Below are 16,676 nucleotides of genomic sequence, written 5' to 3'. Positions count from 1 at the left end.
TCGGTAATCAGACCAGCCCCAGGTCTTGTGCCTTCGCCCCGGGAAACACCTGCGCCACCCGCGCATCGTCAAGACCGTACAGCTGCCGGAACATCCCGCCGAGCATGGCACGGTATTCGTTGCGCACCGGATAGTCGCGGTTCTGGTTCAGCGTAGCCGCCTCCACGGCTACCTGCTCTCCGGCGATACGGCCGCCGCGCACGGCGCCGCCGGCCACCCAGTAGACCGTGCCATGGCCATGGTCCGTGCCGCGCGAGCCATTCTCGCGGAGCGTGCGGCCGAATTCGGAGACCACCACCACGGCGGTCTTGTTCCATGCTGGGCCCATCTCCTGCGCAAAGCCAGCCAGTCCGCGGCCGAGGTTGTCGAGCAGGTTCGCGAGTTGCCCTTGTGCAGCGCCCTGGTTGACGTGCGTATCCCAGCCGCCGACGTCGACGAAGCCAAGGTTGAATTTGTCGCGCATCAGCCCCGCCATGCGGCGCGCCTCGACCTCAAAGCCGCGCGCGCTCAGCGAACGGCGGTTGGCTGCCTGCATGTCCTGCATGCGCGCGGCCGCGCTGTCCATCGCGCCCGCCGCGCCACCCATCGTTGTCCGGGCCTGCATCGCCTGCGCCTGTTCGGCAACGGTCTGGCGCAGTTCGAAGCCTTCATCGATCAGCGATTCGAAGCGCGTGCCGCGGTACATCTGCGCGAGTGCGCGCGTCTGGCGCGCATCGAACGGCGTGCGCCCCGTGCCCTTGAGCGAGACATTGGGGACATCCTGGCTGCCCGACAGCACCATCGGCAATCCGTCGGTGAACGCCACCGGCGCCGCGCGCCCACCCATCGACTGCGCCAGCCGGTTCAGGAAGCCGCTGCCGCGCAGAGAAGCCGCGTCATGGCGAGCGTCGCCGGTGCCCGACATGCCGGCTTCGATAGTGTCCTGCGTCTCGAAGTGGCTGCGCGACATGTCATGGGTGCCGGCAAACGGCACGAACGCGAGCTGCTGGCGGTTCCACAGCGGCAGCATGGTATCGGCCAGGGCCGGGTGCAACGCCCAGTCGCCGATGCCGCGCCGGCTGCTGTCGGACGCAAATGCAGGCGCCAGCGCAACGGCTGCCGCGGGATCGGGCTCGGCGCCCGCAGGTACCGGACGGCGGATCGCGATATTGGGCCGCGAGGCGTAGTAGAAATCGCTGCCCGCGGGCACCAGCACGCTGGTGGCGTCATAGGCGCCGCGCAGGAACACCAGCAGGAAACGCGCGTCCGCCTGAGCGGGCAACGCATAGACGCGAGAGACGACCGAGGGCAATGCGAGCGCGAGGCCGGCAGTGCCTATCGTCCTGAGCCATTCCCGACGTTTCATTCCGGATCCTTGCGTATTGGGGTTTTCAACGCTGCATCCACTCCGGCGAACTGAGCAGCAGCGTGTTCCATTCGGCCTGCGTTTCGGCCTGCGCGAGCGACGCACGCGTTTGCGCGCCAAGCGTTCGTTCGATGGTGTCGTAGTAGGCCTTGCCTGCCACCATCGGGAAACGCGCGGGTCCCGGCGGCACATTGGCATCGCCGGCAAACAGTCCTGCCGGGCCGGAACCCATCGCGCGCGCAATCTCGAAGCGCTTGACCATCTGCCCCGAACTGGCCCACGCCCCTTCGGCGGCCGGATAACCGTCGGGCGTGACATGCCCGTAGAGCGGCTCGCCAAGCTGGTTCAGCCAGTTCATGACCGGGCGCAGATTGCTGACGGTGCGGCCATCGTAGGCGAGGCGCATCGACGCCATGACGAACGCCATCGGGTCGCGGAACTTGCGGCCCGATGCATCGAGCATGCGATCGAGTTCCGGCGACAGGAACATCGTGGTCAGCACGGCGGAAATATCGCCATCGGTGCGCGTGAACGTCGCGGCCATGCGGTCGACCAGCGCAGCCGGCGGATTGTCCGCGACGAAGTACGCGGCGAGCTTTGCGCTGATAAATCGAGCCGTGGCCGGCTCGCGCGTCAAGATCGCGACCGCACGCGCCGCTTCGTCAAACCCGGTCGGCTCGATGCGCTGGCCAAGCAGCGTCTTCGCGCCGAAATCGTGGCGGCTCGGGTTGAACTCGAACAGGCCCTCGCTGCGGTACGCCGCCGCGCGCACCGGGCCCAGCCCCGGCGGCTCGCCGCGCAGGTTGACGCCGAAGCCTGTCAGCACGCGCGCCAGTTCCTGCACGTCCTGCTGGGTATAGCGCGATCCGCTGGGGCCACCCGATACGCCGAGCGTATGCAGCTCCATCAGCTCGCGCGCGTAGTTCTCGTTGACGCGGTTGGCGCTGCTCTGCGCGTTGTCCAGGTACTCGAGCATGGCCGGCGCGGTCACCGTCGCAAGCACCAGATCGCCGAACTTGCCGAGCGCGCGCGGGCGGATCGTGTTCTCCTCATAGTCCGGCAAGGACCAGCGCACCTGTCCCTTGTACCCGTAGACGCTGAAGTGGTTCATCCAGAACCACGTCATCTGCTCGCGCAGCTGGGCCGGTGAGTACAGCGCGCGCAGCAAATGCCGGCGGCTGGTATCGGCGATCGTCTGCCGCCCTTGCTGGTTCAGTGCCTGGCGGGCCTGCTGTTTGGCCATCTCGTCCGGCAGGCTGGCGATGCGCTGGCGTTCGCCGCGCGCCGCGCGGACGCGATCGACGGCTGTGCCCTGCAGGTTCGGCAATGCCGCAATGGCGGCGGCCACATGGGGAGGATCGGTGGCCGGCATGCGCAGTTGCTCTTCCAGGAAGCGCTTGCGGCCCTGCTCGCGCAGCCGGGCGATGCTGGCCTGGTCGGCGCCGAAGCTGACGGTATTGAGCCAATGCAAGTCCGCGGCGCTGAGCGGGCCTGCAGCCGCTGGCGGCTGCAGCGCACATGACGCCAGTGACACGATCGATGCAGCGGCCAACAGCGTGGCGAGCACGCGCCGCAGGGCGCGGGTGCCGACGCCTGCTTGGAGGATCTGCCGCCAAGGGGACATGCCAGGCTCCTTCGCTCGGGGATGCGGGGACATGGTCATCTTACGTGTCCGGCGGGGTGGCGGTTGACAGGGCTGGGTTTGGGTGTGTGTAACACAAAATTTTGGTCTTCTTTTGTCGTTGTGCTGGCCCGAGCCAGAAGCGCCAACCGGCCACCATGAGCCCGCCAATTGCCGAAATCGCCAAGACATCCTCGCCGTGCGGCATTAGTTTCCAAGGCATGCTGGCACCCGTGACTCCCACCGCCGCCGAATTCCGTTGAAACCACGCCACGCCCTTATGTCTCACCCTCACCCTTCAGCCGGCTGGCTCCCCGGCCTCATCTTCGTCCTGATCTGGTCCACCGGCTTCATCGTCGGCAAGGCCATCGTACCGCTGGCCGACACCAGCCTGTTCCTGCTCGCGCGCTTTGCGTTGGCGGCGCTTATGTTCTGCATTGCAGCAACGTCTGCACGCGCCGCGTGGCCGGCGTGGCGCGAGGTGCCTCGCCACATGCTGGCCGGCGCACTGATGCAGGGCCTTTACCTGTGCGCCGCATTCGGCGCCGTCGCGCATGGCCTGCCGCCCGCCGTGATGGCGCTGCTAGGCGCGTTGCAGCCGCTGCTGACCGCACTGCTTGCCATTCCCCTGCTGAAGGAGCTACCTTCCAGACGCACCTGGCAAGGACTGGCCGTCGGCGCCGCGGGCGTGGCGCTGGTGGTGGTGCCGGCCATGCAGGCCGGCATCGGCCCGGGCGTGTCGCCCTGGGTCGTGCTGACCGGGCTGCTTGCCATTGTTTCGATCACCATGGGAACCCTGCTGCAGAAAATGTCGATCGCCGCTTCGGACCTGCGCACCAGCTCGGCCTGGCAGAACGTCGGCGCCATGCTGGTGGCCGGCGTCGCGGCGTGGCTGTCGCCGGCACCGCACTGGCAGCCCGTGCCGGTGCTGTGGGCAGCGCTCGGCTGGGCCGCTTTCGTCATATCCGGCGCCGGCACCTGGCTGCTGCTCGGCATCGTCCGACGCGGGCAGGCTGCCGGAGCTTCGGCGCTCATGTTCCTGGCCCCGCCGCTGGCCGCGGTGCAGGCGTGGCTCCTGTTCGGCGACCGCCTCGGGCCGCTGCAGTGGCTCGGCATGGCCGTCGCCGGTGCCGGAGTCTGGCTGTGCCAGACGCGGCAGCCGCAACCAAAGCAGAGGCATGCCACTGCCCACTGAGCCAATGCGCATGGAAAGCGCCAGCGCCGCAAACCCGCTGGTGGAACCCCGCCGCTACCACCCATGGCCCGCGGGGCATGCGCATGACCATCACCAGTTGCTGTTCGGGCTCGACGGTGCGACCGAACTCGAGATCGACGGCCACCTGTACCGGGTCGACCGCGATCACGGGCTGATCGTGCCGGCCGGCAGCCACCACGAGTTTCTCGGGCTGGAAGGCAACCTGCAGGTCGTGGCGGATTTTCCCGGCGCGTCGGTCGCGCTGCCCGCACGGTTGATGGAGCGGCCGCGCGGCTTCGTGCTGGACGGCGCGCTCGGCACGCGCGTGCAGGCACTGGCCGCGCTGCGCCCCGCAAACCCGCGAGCCACGTCTCTGAACTGGAGCGTGGCGGCGACGCTCGCCGGCGACCTTGCCGAACGCCTCGGTACGCCGGACGGGCACGAGGCCGCGAGCGTTTTCCCTGTCATGGCCATCGACGCCTACCTGCGCGCGAACCTCTCTTCGGCCGTGCATGCAGGCCATCTGGCCGGGCACTTCGGCTGGAGCGTGCGGCGCTTCCACACGCTGTTCGCCGAGGCCTTCGGCGACACGCCTCACCGCTACCAGACCCGGCTGCGGCTGGACCGCGCCGTGCAGTTGCTGGCGAACAGCGGCCTCCCGCTGGTGGAGGTGGCACTGGCCTCCGGCTATCCCGACCAGACCACCTTCACGCGCAGTTTCACACGCCGGTTCGGCCAACCGCCCGGCGCGTGGCGCGCATCGGTGCGCACCTGAAGGCAGCTCAGGCCGCCTCGGCCCGCGCCAGCCACGCGCGCCATCCGCCCCAGCGGGTGATGTCGGTCGCGCCCGACACACCTGCCGGCTCGCAGATAAAGCCTGGCACCTCGGTACCATCTGCCAGCAGTGTGCGGCCAATGCCCAGCGGCGCGGGAATGCCCGCGACGAAGCTGCCGAACTGCGTCTGCGGCAACTCCCAGACTTCCACCTCGATCGCCGCGCCGCCCTCGGCCACGCGGACCAGCCCCGGCCGGCGCGGGCCTTCGCCGCTCAACGCATAGAACCGGTAGCACGGCGCGGTGCGCGTGCGCGCGACAAGTCGGGCGCCGCGGTCGGCGAGTTGGTGGTGCAAAGGCTGGCCTTGCAGGTGCGCGCCGCACACGGCCACGCGGATCTGGCCAGACGGCACGGCACGGGGAACTGCGCCACCTTGCGGCAATGGCCTGCCCGTCGCCCCCATCGTCGCAGCTCGCCCCTGCAGCGCCTGCTGCCAGCGGCGTGCCAGCCGCAGCAGCGGTACATCCTGCTGCGCAGGCGCCACTACGGTCACGCCAAACGGCAGGCCGAGCGCGGTCAAGCCTGCAGGCACCGCAATGCCGCCGTAGTCGAGCAGGTTCATGAAATTGGTAAAGCGGCCAAGTTCACTGTTCAGCCCGATCGGGTCCGCCAGCATGGCCGCGATGGTGGGATGCTGCGGCACCGTCGGCAACAGCATGGCATCCACCTGCACCCATACCGCATCGCACCGGCGCCGCAGGTCGCGCAGTCGATATGTCGCGGCAAAGGCATCGGCGGCCAACGGTGCGGCGCCGCCGAGCGTGATCTGCCGCGTGACCGGGAACACGGCCTTCGGGTTCGCGTCAATGAATGCGCGGATGGCCTGGTAACGCTCGGCCACCCATGGCCCTTCGTAGAGCAGGCGTGCGGTCTCCAGGAACGGCGCGATGTCGATCTCCACCAGCTCCGCGCCAAGGCTGCGTGCATGATCAAGCGCCCGCCCCCAGGCCTCGGCATAATCAGGCGCCAGGTTGCCCAACGCATGAAGCGCCGGCACGCCCACGCGGAAGGACGGCGCACTGCCGAAATCGAAGCCATGTGGCGAGGCCTTTCGCGAGAACGCGTCGGCTTCGTCGAACCCGTGTGCCACGGCAAAGACGCGGTGCGCATCGTCCGCGGTTAAGGCAAAGATTGACGCGGTATCGAGCGAGCGGCACGCCGGCACGATACCCGTCGCGGACAGCAGCCCGCAGGTGGGCTTGAGTCCCACGAGGTTATTGAACGCGGCCGGCACGCGGCCCGAGCCCGCGGTGTCCGTGCCGAGCGCGAAGCTCACGTGGCCCAGCGCCACTGCCACCGCCGACCCCGAACTGGAGCCTCCCGATACGTAGTCCGGATCGAACGCATTGCGGCACGCACCATAAGGCGAGCGCGTGCCGTTCAGCCCCGTCGCGAACTGGTCGAGGTTCGTCTTGCCGATGGCAATCGCGCCGGCATCGATAAGCCGCTGCACGACGAAGGCACTCTGTTGCGGGACATAGGCGTACTCGGGGCACGCCGCAGTGGTCGGGCAGCCGGCCAGGTCGATGTTGTCCTTGATCGCGAACGGAATGCCATAGAGCGGCAGCGTGGCAGGATCGTGCGCCATCAGTGCGCGGGCGCGTTCGCGCAATCGGCCTGCATCGACCCGATGGATCCAGGCATGGTGCGGATCGTCGGCCGTGGCGGCAATCACCGCTGCCACAACATCGAGCGGCGTACGCCTGCCGCTGCGGTAGTCATCCTTCAGCGAGGCAATATCCAGTGAAAACGGCACGGCGCGGGCGGGCGTGTTCATGCTGCCACCTCGCTTGCCATATCGGCGCAAACCTGCACGACGTCCGGTACGACCACAGCCATCTCCTGTCCCGCGCCGACCGGCGCCCCTTCGGCGCAGCCGAGATGCCACACGGTCCCCGCACAAGGCGCCACCACGGCGAACTCCATCTTCATCGACTCGACCACGACGAGCGTGTCGCCCGCTTCGACGCTGCTGCCGGGCTGCACCAACACTTTCCAGACACTGCCGGGCACGGCGCTGCAGACTACGCGCGCCCCCTCGGGACGCTCGCCCGCATCATCCGTCGCGGACGCAGCCGCGACCGGCTCGTCCACATGCTCGGCCTGCCCTGCCACGCGCCACCGCTCGCGCTCAGCCGCAAAGGCCGACTGTTGGCGCAAGCGGAACGCGGCGATATCGGCGGCGTTCTCGTCCAGCAGTCGCTGATGGTCACGCATGGAAAAGCGGCCCGTCTCGATGCGCACCGGATAGCGACCCGCCGGGAAATCCTTGCGGATCTGCAGCAGCTCGTCCTCGCCGACGGGGTAGAAGCGGATCGTGTCGAAGCAGCGCAGCAGCCACGGCTTGCCCGCTTCGAAGGCCGGCGCGCCGCTATCGGCATCGCGCCAGCGGTTCCACATCTGCAGCGTGCGGCCCACGAACTGGTAGCCGCCGGGCCCTTCCATGCCATACACGCACATGTACGCGCCACCGATGCCCACGGCATTTTCCGGCGTCCAGGTGCGCGCCGGGTTGTACTTGGTCGTCACGAGCCGATGGCGCGGATCGAGCGGCGTCGCCACCGGCGCGCCCAGATAGACATCGCCGAGACCGAGCACGAGGTAGCTCGCGGAGAACACGATGTCCTTCACGGCCTCGATGCTGTCGAGTCCGTTGATGCGACGGATGAACTCAATATTGCTCGGGCACCACGGCGCATCGGGACGCACCGACTGCATGTACTTGTCGATGGCCAGCCGCGTCGCGCTGTCATCCCACGACAGCGGCAGCCAGACCGTGCGCGACGGCACCGAGAGATCGTCCGTGTCGCCGAGTGCTTCGTCTACTCGCACGATGGCATCGACCAGCGCGCCGCGTTCGATCCGCGCGGGGTCGAAATGAATCTGCAGCGAGCGGATGCCGGGCGTCAGGTCGATGATGCCCGGCAAGTCAAGGGCCTGCACGGCAGCATGCAATGCATGAATACGCATGCGCAGGCCGATGTCGAGTTGCGCTTCGCCAAGCTCGACAAGCAGGTAGCGGTCACCCGCCTGCCGCACGACCAGCGCCGGACGGCCCGACACTGCCGGCCGGGACAGCACCACGGGTGATTCTGGCGATGCCGGTGCAAGCCCGGGCATGGACTGTGGTGCAAGCGTGCGCACCAGCGCGTCCTGCGTTGCGTGCAGGGCAGCGGCTTCCGACTGCGCGATGCGCCGGAATCGCACTTTGGTGCCCGGGCGCAGCTGGCCGAGCTTCCATCGCTCGGCCGCGGCCACCACGGCCGGGCACACGAAACCGCCGAGGCTGGGGCCGTCGGGACCGAGGATCACCGGCATGTCGCCGGTGAAATCGATCGCACCGATGGCATACGCGTTGTCGTGGATATTGGACGGATGCAGGCCGGCTTCGCCGCCATCGGGCCGCGCCCATTGTGGCTTGGGGCCGATCAGCCGGACGCCCGTGCGGCTCGAGTTGTAGTGGACCTCCCACTCGGCGGCAAAGAACGCATCGATATCGGCGTCCGTGAAGAAATCCGGTGCGCCATGCGGGCCGTACAGCACGCCGATGTCCCATGGCTGCCCTGCCTGCGGGAAGGCGGGAACCGCTTCGGCCGCCAGCGCCGACGGTTCATCTTCCACTTCCGCGCCGATATGGAGCACGTCGCCCACGCGCAGCGTGCGTCCGCCGTGGCCGCCGAACTGGCCCAGCGTGAACGTGGAGCGGCTGCCGAGGTAATGCGGCACGTCGAAGCCGCCACGCACGGCCAGGTACGCGCGGCTGCCATGCGCGGGCGCCGCGCCGATCGCCAGCGTGCTGCCGGCCGGCACGCGATGCGCCATCCACGGCGCGATCGGCTTGCCGTCGAGCATCAGCGGCAACGGCGCGCCGCACACCGCGATCACGGCCTCGCGCCAGAAGCGAAGCGTCGGGCCGCCCAGCGTGCATTCGAGGCCCGCAGCATGCGCGGCATTGCCAACGAGGCGATTGGCCAGCCGCAGCGACTGGTCGTCCATCGGACCGGAAGGCGGCACGCCCACGTCCCAGTAGCCGAGGCGGCCGGGCCAGTCCTGCACAGTGGTCTGCACGCCGGCGTCGAGTACTTCCATCGCATCCGGCACGAAATGCAGCTCGCCCAGCGAGCGCGTGACGATTCGGCCGTTGACGAAATCCTCGCTCGCGGCGACGTCGCGCAGGTAGCGCAGGTTGGTTTCGATGCCGCCGACGCGACAGGCGGCCAACGCGCGCTGGAGCCGCTGCACGGCATCCGCGCGGTCGACACCGGTCACGATCAGCTTAGCGAGCATCGGGTCGTAGTGGGCCGGCACTTCGGTCCCCGCGGTCACCCAGCTTTCGACGCGGATATCGTCGGGAAACACCACTTCGGTGAGCAAGCCGGCACTCGGCTGGAAATTGCGCGCAGGGTCTTCGGCATAGAGCCGGACCTGGATCGATGCGCCGCGCGGCGTGGCGGCCTCCAGCGCAAACGCATCCCCGCGCGCGAGCCGCACCATCCATGCGACGAGGTCGACGCCGGTGACCTGCTCGGTCACGCCATGCTCGACCTGCAGCCGGGTGTTGACCTCAAGGAAATAGAACGCGCCCGTGTCCGCATCGAGCACGAATTCCACCGTGCCAGCCGAGCGGTAGCTGACGGCGCGGCCAAGCCGCACGGCCGCCGCCATCAGCGCATCGCGCGTAGTGGTGTCCAGCCCCGGTGCCGGCGTTTCCTCGATCACCTTCTGGTTGCGGCGCTGCGCGGAACAGTCGCGTTCGCCGAGCGCGACCACATTGCCATGGCCATCGCCAAACAGCTGCACTTCGATATGGCGTGCGCGCTCGACGAATTTTTCCAGGAACAGTCCAGCATCCTTGAAGTTGGCGCGCGCGAGCCGTTCCACGGCTTCGAACGCAGGCACCAGTTCCGCTTCGCTGCGTACCAGCCGCATGCCGATGCCGCCGCCGCCCGCGCTGCTCTTGAGCATGACCGGGTAGCCGATGCGCGCGGCCTCCGTACGCGCGTGGTCCAGGCCATCGAGCAAACCGCTGCCTGGTAGCAGCGGTACGTCATGCTGCTCCGCGAGCGCGCGGGCCGTGTGCTTCAGGCCGAACGCGCGCATCTGGTCTGGCGTCGGGCCGATGAACGCGATGCCGGCCGCTTCGCAGTCCTGCGCGAAGCCGGGGTTCTCGGACAGGAAGCCGTAGCCCGGATGGATGGCGCCTGCGCCGGTAGCGCGCGCGGCCTCAAGCAATCTTTCCGCATCGAGATAGCTCTGCGCGGCCGGCGCCGGACCGATGCAGACCGCCTCGTCCGCCATGGCGACATGCGCGGACTCGGCATCGGCTTCGGAATACACGGCGACGGAGCGCAGGCCCAGTTCGCGCAGCGTGCGGATGATGCGGCAGGCAATGGCGCCGCGGTTGGCGATCAGGACGGTATCAAAGCGTGGCGCGGGCGTGCCGGCGCCGGATGCAGGAGCGGAATTCGCGGACATGGGGATGTTCCCTCTCGATGTCAGGCAGGTCGTCCTGCCGGTTGCGTATCGGCCACGGGTCGTCCCGCGGCGGCGCCAATGGAGCGGAGTTGGCGCGAGAGGAAGGTGTCAGGCGCCGGTGGCGTCCCAGACGATGAACTCGACCGGCGTCGGGTCGTAGCCGTTGCACGGGTTGTTGAGCTGCGGGCAGTTCGAGACCAGCATCCACACATCCATGTGGGCGCGCAGTTCGACGTACTTGCCCGGTCCGGACACGCCATCGGCAAAGTGCAGCGAGCCATCGGCCGTGACCGGCACGTTCATGAAGAAGTTGACGTTAGGCACGAGATCGCGCTTGCCCAGCCCCACGTCGGCCTGCGCCATGGCCAGCAGGTAGTTGTCCCGGCACGAGTGCATGAACTTCTTCTGCAGCGCGTAGCGTACGGTGTTGCTTTCGGCCGCGCACGCGCCGCCGAGCGTGTCGTGCCGGCCACAGGTATCGGCGACGATGGTCAGCATCGGGTTGCCTAGGTTCGACACCAGCATCGATCCCGTGGTCAGGTAGATGCCTCCCTGCCGCAGCAGCGTGTCGGCAGCGCTGTAGTGCTCGGCCACGTCATGGCGGTTGTAGAACAGCACGTCGGCCGCCTGGTTGCCGAGCAGGTCGACGATGCGCACGGTCTGGCCGGCACGGATCTCGGCCAGCCATGGCTCACCGGCGGGCTGGCGATGGCGCAATGCGGCGGCAGCCGGATCGAGCAGGCTGGTGTGTGGCACGAAGGCGCTTGCCTCGGCGGGCATGGTCATGGATGCGGTCATGGTTCAGGAAAGGGCAAACACGTCGGCGTTATGCAGAGCCCGCGCACATTCCGGACGGAAGCCGCGGCAGAAGTCGTCGGCCGGCGCAGGGCCGGAGCGCCATGCGGCAACGCCGATGGCGCCGGGCTGATAGCCATCGCGCAGATCAAGCGGATGCGGCGCGGTGGAGATGGCGATCACCAGGTCCATCTCGCAGCGCAGCTCCACGCTGCTGCCGCGCACAGTGCGCGCGGCATCGAACGCAAAGCGCCCTTGTTCGTCGACCGCCACCTTGCTGAACAGGTTGACCGGCGCAATCAGGTCGCGCGCGGTCAGTCCGTACTTGCCGGCTTCGATCAGCAGGCCGTCCTTGCCCGAGCGATGCATGGCATTGCGGTGCGCCTCGAAACGGCATTCGCCATATTTGTCGCGCATGCGCGCGGTGTCCAGCACCGCACCGAACGGGTCGTGCCAGCCGAGCGTGTCGTGCGTCACGGACACCATGGCGCGGCCCATATCGCTCATCAGCACATGGCCGCGCGTGAAGTGGGCCGTGTGCAGCGCCTTGCAGGTGTCTGGCATGCTGTAGCGTTCCAGCTTGTCATGGGCGGCGTAAAGCACCACCGAGCAGTTGGCGCGCTCGCCGAGCGCCGCGAAGCGCAGCGACGTGCCTCGCGTCACGCGCCAGCTCCAGTGGCCGCCGCCGGGCACGATCTCGCTCCACAGCACGCGCATGGCGGGCAGATCGGGCGCGAAGCGCTGCCAGTGGGCGGCGGCGTCGACAGGCGCGTGTGACGGCGGGTTGTCGAGGATATGGTCGGAATGGGACATCGATGGTCTCCTTGGGATGCGTTGCGGATCGGTCCGGATGTCAGGCCGCACGCGCCTCGCGCGACAGTTGTTCGAGCAGATCGAGATCGGTCTGCATGCCGGACGTCGCGCGGATGCGGGCGAGGATGTCGCGCTTGAGCTGCAGGAACTCGGGCGAGTGCTTCATGTCCTGCGAACGCTGCGCGGGCAGCGGCACGTCGTAGACGGTGTCGATGCGGCCGGGGCGCGGCGCCATCAGCACCACGCGCTGGCCGAGGTAGATGGCTTCCTCGACATCGTGGGTCACGAACACGATCGTGGTCCGCTCGAGCCGGTGCACATGCAGGATCAGGTCGTGCATGACCTCGCGCGTCTGCGCGTCTAGCGCGCCGAACGGCTCGTCCATCAGCAGCACGCGCGGACGGCTCATCAGTGCGCGCGCAATCGCCACGCGCTGCTGCATGCCGCCGGAAAGCTGGCCCGGGTAGTGGCTGGCCACGTGCGCGAGACCCATCAGTTGCAGCAGTGCGTCGGCGCGCCCGGAAGCCGCCTCCACATCGGCGCTGGTGCGGTTGCGCGCAAACAGGCTCAGGCGGCGGCAGAAGCGGATGTTCTCGGCGACGGTGAGCCACGGATAGAGGCTGTAGTGCTGGAACACCATGGCGCGCTCGGGTGCCGGGCCGGCGATGGCGTGGCTATCGCACTGCAGCGTGCCGGCGTCGTGCGTCTCCAGTCCGGCCAGCGTGCGCAGCAGCGTCGACTTGCCGCAGCCCGACGCGCCCACGAGCGTAACGAAGCCGTTTTCGGGCACGTCGAGGCTCACGTCCTGCAGGGCAGGCTGACCGCTGCGCGGACCATAGAACTTCCACACGCCGCGCGCGCTGAGCTTGGGTTGGGATATTGCGTTCATGTTCAGCGTCCCGCGTAGAGATAGGGAAAGGCGAGCCGGTGTAGCCGGCGCATGAACTGATCGATCGCCAGCCCGATCACGCCGATCAGGAGGATGCCCGCGAAGATCTTGTCGGTCTGCAGGAAGCGCTGCGCCTTGAGGATGGCAAAGCCCAGCCCGGAACCGGCAGCGACCAGTTCCGCCACGACGAGGTAGGTCCAGGCCCAACCCATGGTGACGCGCAGCGTGTCGAGCAGCGCCGGCTTGGCCGACGGCACGATCACGTGCTGGATGATCTCGCCGCGCGTGGCGCCCATCGTCTGCGCGGCTTCGACCTGCGCCATCGGCACCCGGCGCACGTCCTCGGCCACCATCAGCACCATCTGGAAGAACGTGCCAATGAAGATGATCGCAACCTTGGCGCCTTCATCGATGCCGACCCACACCATGACCAGCGGGATAAACGCGACCGCAGGCATGTAGCGGATGAAATCGGTCAGCGGCTCCAGCAGCGCCTGCACCGTGCGGAAGCTGCCGATCAGCAGCCCGAGCGGCAGTGCGAGTAACGCCGACAGTGCCCAGCCCGCGAGCACGCGCGCCGTGCTGATGGCGATATCGCCAGCCAGGTCGTCATCGAAGGCCCATTCGCGCAGGCGCGCCACGATGGCGGCCGGCCCTGGCATGAAGACGGGATCCACCCATCCGCTCGCGGCCAGCAATGCCCAGCCTAGCAACGGCAGAATCAGGCCGGCACCGACGAGCAGTGCCACGCGCCGCGCGGGCAGCGCAGTGCGCAATTGCCACCAGGGCTTCGGCACGTCGATCCACTGCGGCTCGCGCGGATTGGTCGGAGCGGCTGACGTCATGGGCAACGGCGCAGCGAGCGCATTGTCGTCTTGCATGGCGGCGCTCATTTCAGTGCCTCGGCCAGCAGCGTGGCATCGACACCGCGCGTCGCGTCCGGCTTGCCGTCGAGCAGCTTGTTGTCGTGCAGGAACGCGGCAATGGTGGGCGCCACGGCCTGCAGCGAAGCGGGCTGCGCGGCGTCAAACGCGGCGCGGTTGGCGCTGGCATCGAAGAAGCGCGTGCCGGGCAGGAAGACCTTGTAGTCGTCCGCCTTCATGCCGACCACCTTGGCCATGATCGCGGCCGCCGCGGCAGGTTGTTCGCGGATGAAGCGTTCAGCGTCGAACCATGCGCGGATCATGCCTACCAGCTCCTTGCGGTGGCTGGCGATGGCCTTCTGCTGCGCGACCAGCAGGTCGGGCACCAGACCCGGCATATCGGCCGAGGTGAACAACGCGCGGCCCTTGCCGCTCTTCACGATGCGGTCGATCCACGGGTTCCACACCACGGCGGCATCGACGCGGCCCATCATGAAGGCGGCAGCGGCATCGCCGGCGGACAGGTTGACGATTTTCACGTCGGCGGGCTTGAGCCCGGCCTTGGCCAGCGCCGTCACGAGCACGAAATGCGAGATGCTGTACTGCTCCAGCGCGACGGTCTTGCCCTTGAGATCGGCGACGGCGCGGATCTTCGCGCTCGCGACCAGCGCGTCATTGCCGGCCGAGTTGTCGTTGACGAGCACGGCCTTGACGGGCACGCCCTTGGCGAGCGGGCCAAGCGTGTCGGACCAGCTCTGCGAATTGGCGTCGAGCTGGCCCGACGACAGCGCGGCAATGGAATCGCTGTAGTTCGCGAACCAGACCAGCTTGACGTCCGCGCCGTGCTTGCTGAAGAAGCCTTTCTGCTGCGCGACGTACCAGGCGACCCAGCCGGGCCAGTCGGAAACGCCCACACGGATTTCAGCGCGCGCGGGGCCGCTCGCGACAAGGGAAAGGCTCAGCGCCAGGCCGATCAGCGCGGCATGCAGGCGTCTGGCAAGGGGGAATGCGGACAACGCGGAAAGCGCGGACAACGGGCGGGACATGGGGCGGCTCCATTCGATCGGTGACAAAAGGCAGGGAAGACACCTCGCAACGAAGTGAACCTCCCGGGCTTTTGTCCCGCCGTGGAGCCTGGACGCGGTCGAGCGCGCCTGAGGCCGGTTGCTCTTGGACCAGACATCGCGCGCAGCGCGACCGGAACCCTAGCGACCCTTCGGTGAGCGATGATGCATCGCTTCCCTGGTCACCATTCAGCAAGGGGTGTGCCAGCGATCAGGCCCGGCCGTCGCACCGCCGGCGTGCATGCAGTGCATGGAAATGGGCACGCAGACGCTGCGCGGCGGTGCAGTGGACCCCGCCGCGCACAGTATTCGGGCATGCGCCCGCGCCCTGGAACGTCTTAGTCTTCGGAAGCCAGGGCCCGGTTGATCCGCAATGCCAGCAGCGTGCAGAAGGCGCCCGACAGCAAGTAGGCACTGACCGCAATCAGCCCGAACTTGGCGGACAACCCCAGCGCCACCAGCGGCGCGAAGGCTGCGCCGAACAGCCACGCGAAATCCGTGGTCAGCGCGGCGCCGGTGTAGCGGTAACGGCGTTCGAAATTGGACGTGACCGCGCCGGCCGCCTGCCCGTAGGACAGGCCAAGCAGGCCAAAGCCGATCAGGATGAACAGGTCCTGCGCCAGCGGCCCACCGCCCATCAGCAGCGGCGCGAACAGCGCGAACACGCCGATCAGCACCGCCATGGTCCCGAGCGTGGTGCGTCGCCCGATCTTGTCGGCGATGCGGCCCGACGCAATGGTGCCGAGGATGCCGATGAACGCGCCGGCCACCTGCACGCTCAGGACGTCGGTGATCGGCTGAGTCTGATGCAGCTCCACCCAGGACAGCGGAAACACCGTGACCAGGTGAAACAGCGCAAAGCTGGCCAGCGCGGCGAAGGCGCCGAGGAAGATGTTGTAGTCCTGCTTGCTGATGAGCTCCAGGGTGCTGATCGGCTCCAGCTCGTCCTCGTCCAGCAGTTGGGTGTACTCATGCGTCACCACCAGCCGCAGCCGCGCGAACAGCGCCACCACGTTGATCGCGAAGGCCACGTAGAACGGGTAGCGCCAGCCCCACTCAAGGAACTCGCCGGTGTCCAGGCTCAGGTTCAGGAACAGGAACAGCGACCCGGCGACGATAAAGCCCGTGGGCGCGCCGAGCTGCCCCATCATCGCGTACCAGCCGCGCCGCTCGGGCGGCGCGTTCAGCGCCAGCAGCGACGGCAGCCCGTCCCACGAACCGCCGAACGCGATCCCTTGCAACGAGCGAAACACGGCCAGCAGCACGACGGCCGTGTGGCCAAGCGTGGCGTAGCCTGGCAGGAAGGCAATGCCGACCGTGGCCGTACCGAGCAGGAACAGTGCCGCCGTCAGCTTGATGCCGCGCCCCCAGCGCCGCTGGATACGCATGAACAGCGCCGTGCCAAACGGCCGCGCCACAAAGGCCAGCGCGAAGATCGAGAACGAGTAGAGCAGGCCGTCGAGCCGGTCGACATACGGAAAGTACACCGTCGGGAAAACCAGCACCGACGCAATGCCGTAGACAAAGAAATCGAAGTACTCGGAGGCGCGGCCGATCACGACGCCAGTCGCGATTTCCGCCGGCGCGATATGCGTGGCCCCGGGCGCCGGAGGTGCAGAAGGAGACGCACGATGCTGGTGGGTCATGCTGGCCATCCGTATACCTCCAATGGAGAATCGGGGCAGGCCAGGAATTTGGAATTTGCTTCCCGTCGGTTGCCCCTGAGCGCCTAAACTGCCATAGTTGCTCGGAACAGTCTAAGTCACGTACGCTTAAGCGTA

The 16,676-nt window shown here is 67.9% G+C and carries 12 protein-coding genes and 1 riboswitch; of the genes, 2 read left to right on the top strand and 10 right to left on the bottom strand.

The window, feature by feature from the left end:
• Window positions 1-7 precede the first annotated feature (7 nt).
• Both K2O51_RS09340 and K2O51_RS09335 read right to left on the bottom strand, forming a co-directional pair.
• Complete coding sequence (locus K2O51_RS09340; RefSeq protein ID WP_011300992.1) at window positions 8-1,345, bottom strand: DUF1501 domain-containing protein; 1,338 nt, start codon at window positions 1,343-1,345, stop codon at window positions 8-10.
• A 25-nt stretch (window positions 1,346-1,370) separates the two neighbouring features.
• The gene (locus K2O51_RS09335) at window positions 1,371-2,969 is read right to left on the bottom strand and encodes a DUF1800 domain-containing protein (protein ID WP_011300993.1); all 1,599 of its coding nucleotides are present in this window, start codon (window positions 2,967-2,969) and stop codon (window positions 1,371-1,373) included.
• Window positions 2,970-3,246: 277 nt separating this feature from the next.
• Here K2O51_RS09335 and K2O51_RS09330 point away from each other — a divergent pair, with 277 nt between their 5' ends.
• The gene (locus tag K2O51_RS09330) at window positions 3,247-4,161 is read left to right on the top strand and encodes a DMT family transporter (RefSeq protein WP_011300994.1); all 915 of its coding nucleotides are present in this window, start codon (window positions 3,247-3,249) and stop codon (window positions 4,159-4,161) included.
• Window positions 4,145-4,936 carry a helix-turn-helix transcriptional regulator gene (locus K2O51_RS09325; protein ID WP_011300995.1) on the top strand — a complete coding sequence of 264 codons (792 nt, stop codon included), beginning with the start codon at window positions 4,145-4,147 and terminating at the stop codon, window positions 4,934-4,936. Before K2O51_RS09330 ends, K2O51_RS09325 begins: the two co-directional genes overlap by 17 nt.
• Before the next feature lie 7 nt (window positions 4,937-4,943).
• Here the strand turns inward: K2O51_RS09325 and atzF are convergent, their stop codons facing one another.
• From atzF to K2O51_RS09285, 8 genes are all read right to left on the bottom strand, one after another.
• Window positions 4,944-6,773, bottom strand: coding sequence for an allophanate hydrolase (atzF, locus tag K2O51_RS09320; RefSeq protein WP_220630115.1), 1,830 nt, complete (start codon window positions 6,771-6,773; stop codon window positions 4,944-4,946).
• Entirely contained in the window at window positions 6,770-10,471 is a 3,702-nt protein-coding gene (uca, locus tag K2O51_RS09315; protein WP_220630114.1) for an urea carboxylase, read from the bottom strand. The genes atzF and uca overlap by 4 nt, the downstream gene beginning before the upstream one ends.
• Window positions 10,472-10,579: 108 nt before the next feature.
• Complete coding sequence (locus K2O51_RS09310; protein ID WP_166487094.1) at window positions 10,580-11,257, bottom strand: urea amidolyase associated protein UAAP2; 678 nt, start codon at window positions 11,255-11,257, stop codon at window positions 10,580-10,582.
• A gap of 15 nt (window positions 11,258-11,272) precedes the next feature.
• Window positions 11,273-12,079: an urea amidolyase associated protein UAAP1 gene (locus K2O51_RS09305; RefSeq protein ID WP_245001804.1), complete on the bottom strand. Its 807-nt coding sequence runs from the start codon at window positions 12,077-12,079 to the stop codon at window positions 11,273-11,275.
• Window positions 12,080-12,119: 40 nt separating this feature from the next.
• A complete protein-coding gene (locus K2O51_RS09300) occupies window positions 12,120-12,968 on the bottom strand; it encodes an ABC transporter ATP-binding protein (RefSeq protein WP_011301000.1) in 849 nt (282 codons plus the stop codon).
• Window positions 12,969-12,970: 2 nt separating this feature from the next.
• On the bottom strand, window positions 12,971-13,849 hold the full coding sequence (locus K2O51_RS09295) for an ABC transporter permease (protein WP_140953022.1): 879 nt from the start codon (window positions 13,847-13,849) through the stop codon (window positions 12,971-12,973).
• An 8-nt stretch (window positions 13,850-13,857) separates the two neighbouring features.
• On the bottom strand, window positions 13,858-14,877 hold the full coding sequence (locus K2O51_RS09290; protein WP_220630113.1) for an ABC transporter substrate-binding protein: 1,020 nt from the start codon (window positions 14,875-14,877) through the stop codon (window positions 13,858-13,860).
• A 58-nt stretch (window positions 14,878-14,935) separates the two neighbouring features.
• Window positions 14,936-15,051: riboswitch (guanidine-I (ykkC/yxkD leader) on the bottom strand.
• Window positions 15,052-15,233: 182 nt separating this feature from the next.
• Window positions 15,234-16,550, bottom strand: coding sequence for an MFS transporter (locus K2O51_RS09285; protein ID WP_011301003.1), 1,317 nt, complete (start codon window positions 16,548-16,550; stop codon window positions 15,234-15,236).
• Window positions 16,551-16,676: the final 126 nt, after the last annotated feature.

The sequence above is a fragment of the Cupriavidus pinatubonensis genome, from assembly GCF_019602855.1.
Lineage (GTDB): Bacteria > Pseudomonadota > Gammaproteobacteria > Burkholderiales > Burkholderiaceae > Cupriavidus > Cupriavidus pinatubonensis.
The sequence above is the reverse complement of the archived record's forward strand: the minus strand, read 5'-3'. Positions and strand labels throughout refer to the sequence as shown.

Excerpts from the sequence above, each read along its gene's own strand:
- K2O51_RS09305 (WP_245001804.1), bottom strand. The coding sequence starts at position 12,079 with ATGTCCCATTCCGACCATATCCTCGACAACCCGCCGTCACACGCGCCT.
- K2O51_RS09330 (WP_011300994.1), top strand. The coding sequence starts at position 3,247 with ATGTCTCACCCTCACCCTTCAGCCGGCTGGCTCCCCGGCCTCATCTTC.
- K2O51_RS09285 (WP_011301003.1), bottom strand. The coding sequence starts at position 16,550 with ATGGCCAGCATGACCCACCAGCATCGTGCGTCTCCTTCTGCACCTCCG.
- K2O51_RS09290 (WP_220630113.1), bottom strand. The coding sequence starts at position 14,877 with ATGTCCCGCCCGTTGTCCGCGCTTTCCGCGTTGTCCGCATTCCCCCTT.
- K2O51_RS09340 (WP_011300992.1), bottom strand. The coding sequence starts at position 1,345 with ATGAAACGTCGGGAATGGCTCAGGACGATAGGCACTGCCGGCCTCGCG.
- K2O51_RS09335 (WP_011300993.1), bottom strand. The coding sequence starts at position 2,969 with ATGTCCCCTTGGCGGCAGATCCTCCAAGCAGGCGTCGGCACCCGCGCC.
- atzF (WP_220630115.1), bottom strand. The coding sequence starts at position 6,773 with ATGAACACGCCCGCCCGCGCCGTGCCGTTTTCACTGGATATTGCCTCG.
- K2O51_RS09310 (WP_166487094.1), bottom strand. The coding sequence starts at position 11,257 with ATGACCATGCCCGCCGAGGCAAGCGCCTTCGTGCCACACACCAGCCTG.
- K2O51_RS09325 (WP_011300995.1), top strand. The coding sequence starts at position 4,145 with ATGCCACTGCCCACTGAGCCAATGCGCATGGAAAGCGCCAGCGCCGCA.
- K2O51_RS09295 (WP_140953022.1), bottom strand. The coding sequence starts at position 13,849 with ATGCAAGACGACAATGCGCTCGCTGCGCCGTTGCCCATGACGTCAGCC.
- K2O51_RS09300 (WP_011301000.1), bottom strand. The coding sequence starts at position 12,968 with ATGAACGCAATATCCCAACCCAAGCTCAGCGCGCGCGGCGTGTGGAAG.
- uca (WP_220630114.1), bottom strand. The coding sequence starts at position 10,471 with ATGTCCGCGAATTCCGCTCCTGCATCCGGCGCCGGCACGCCCGCGCCA.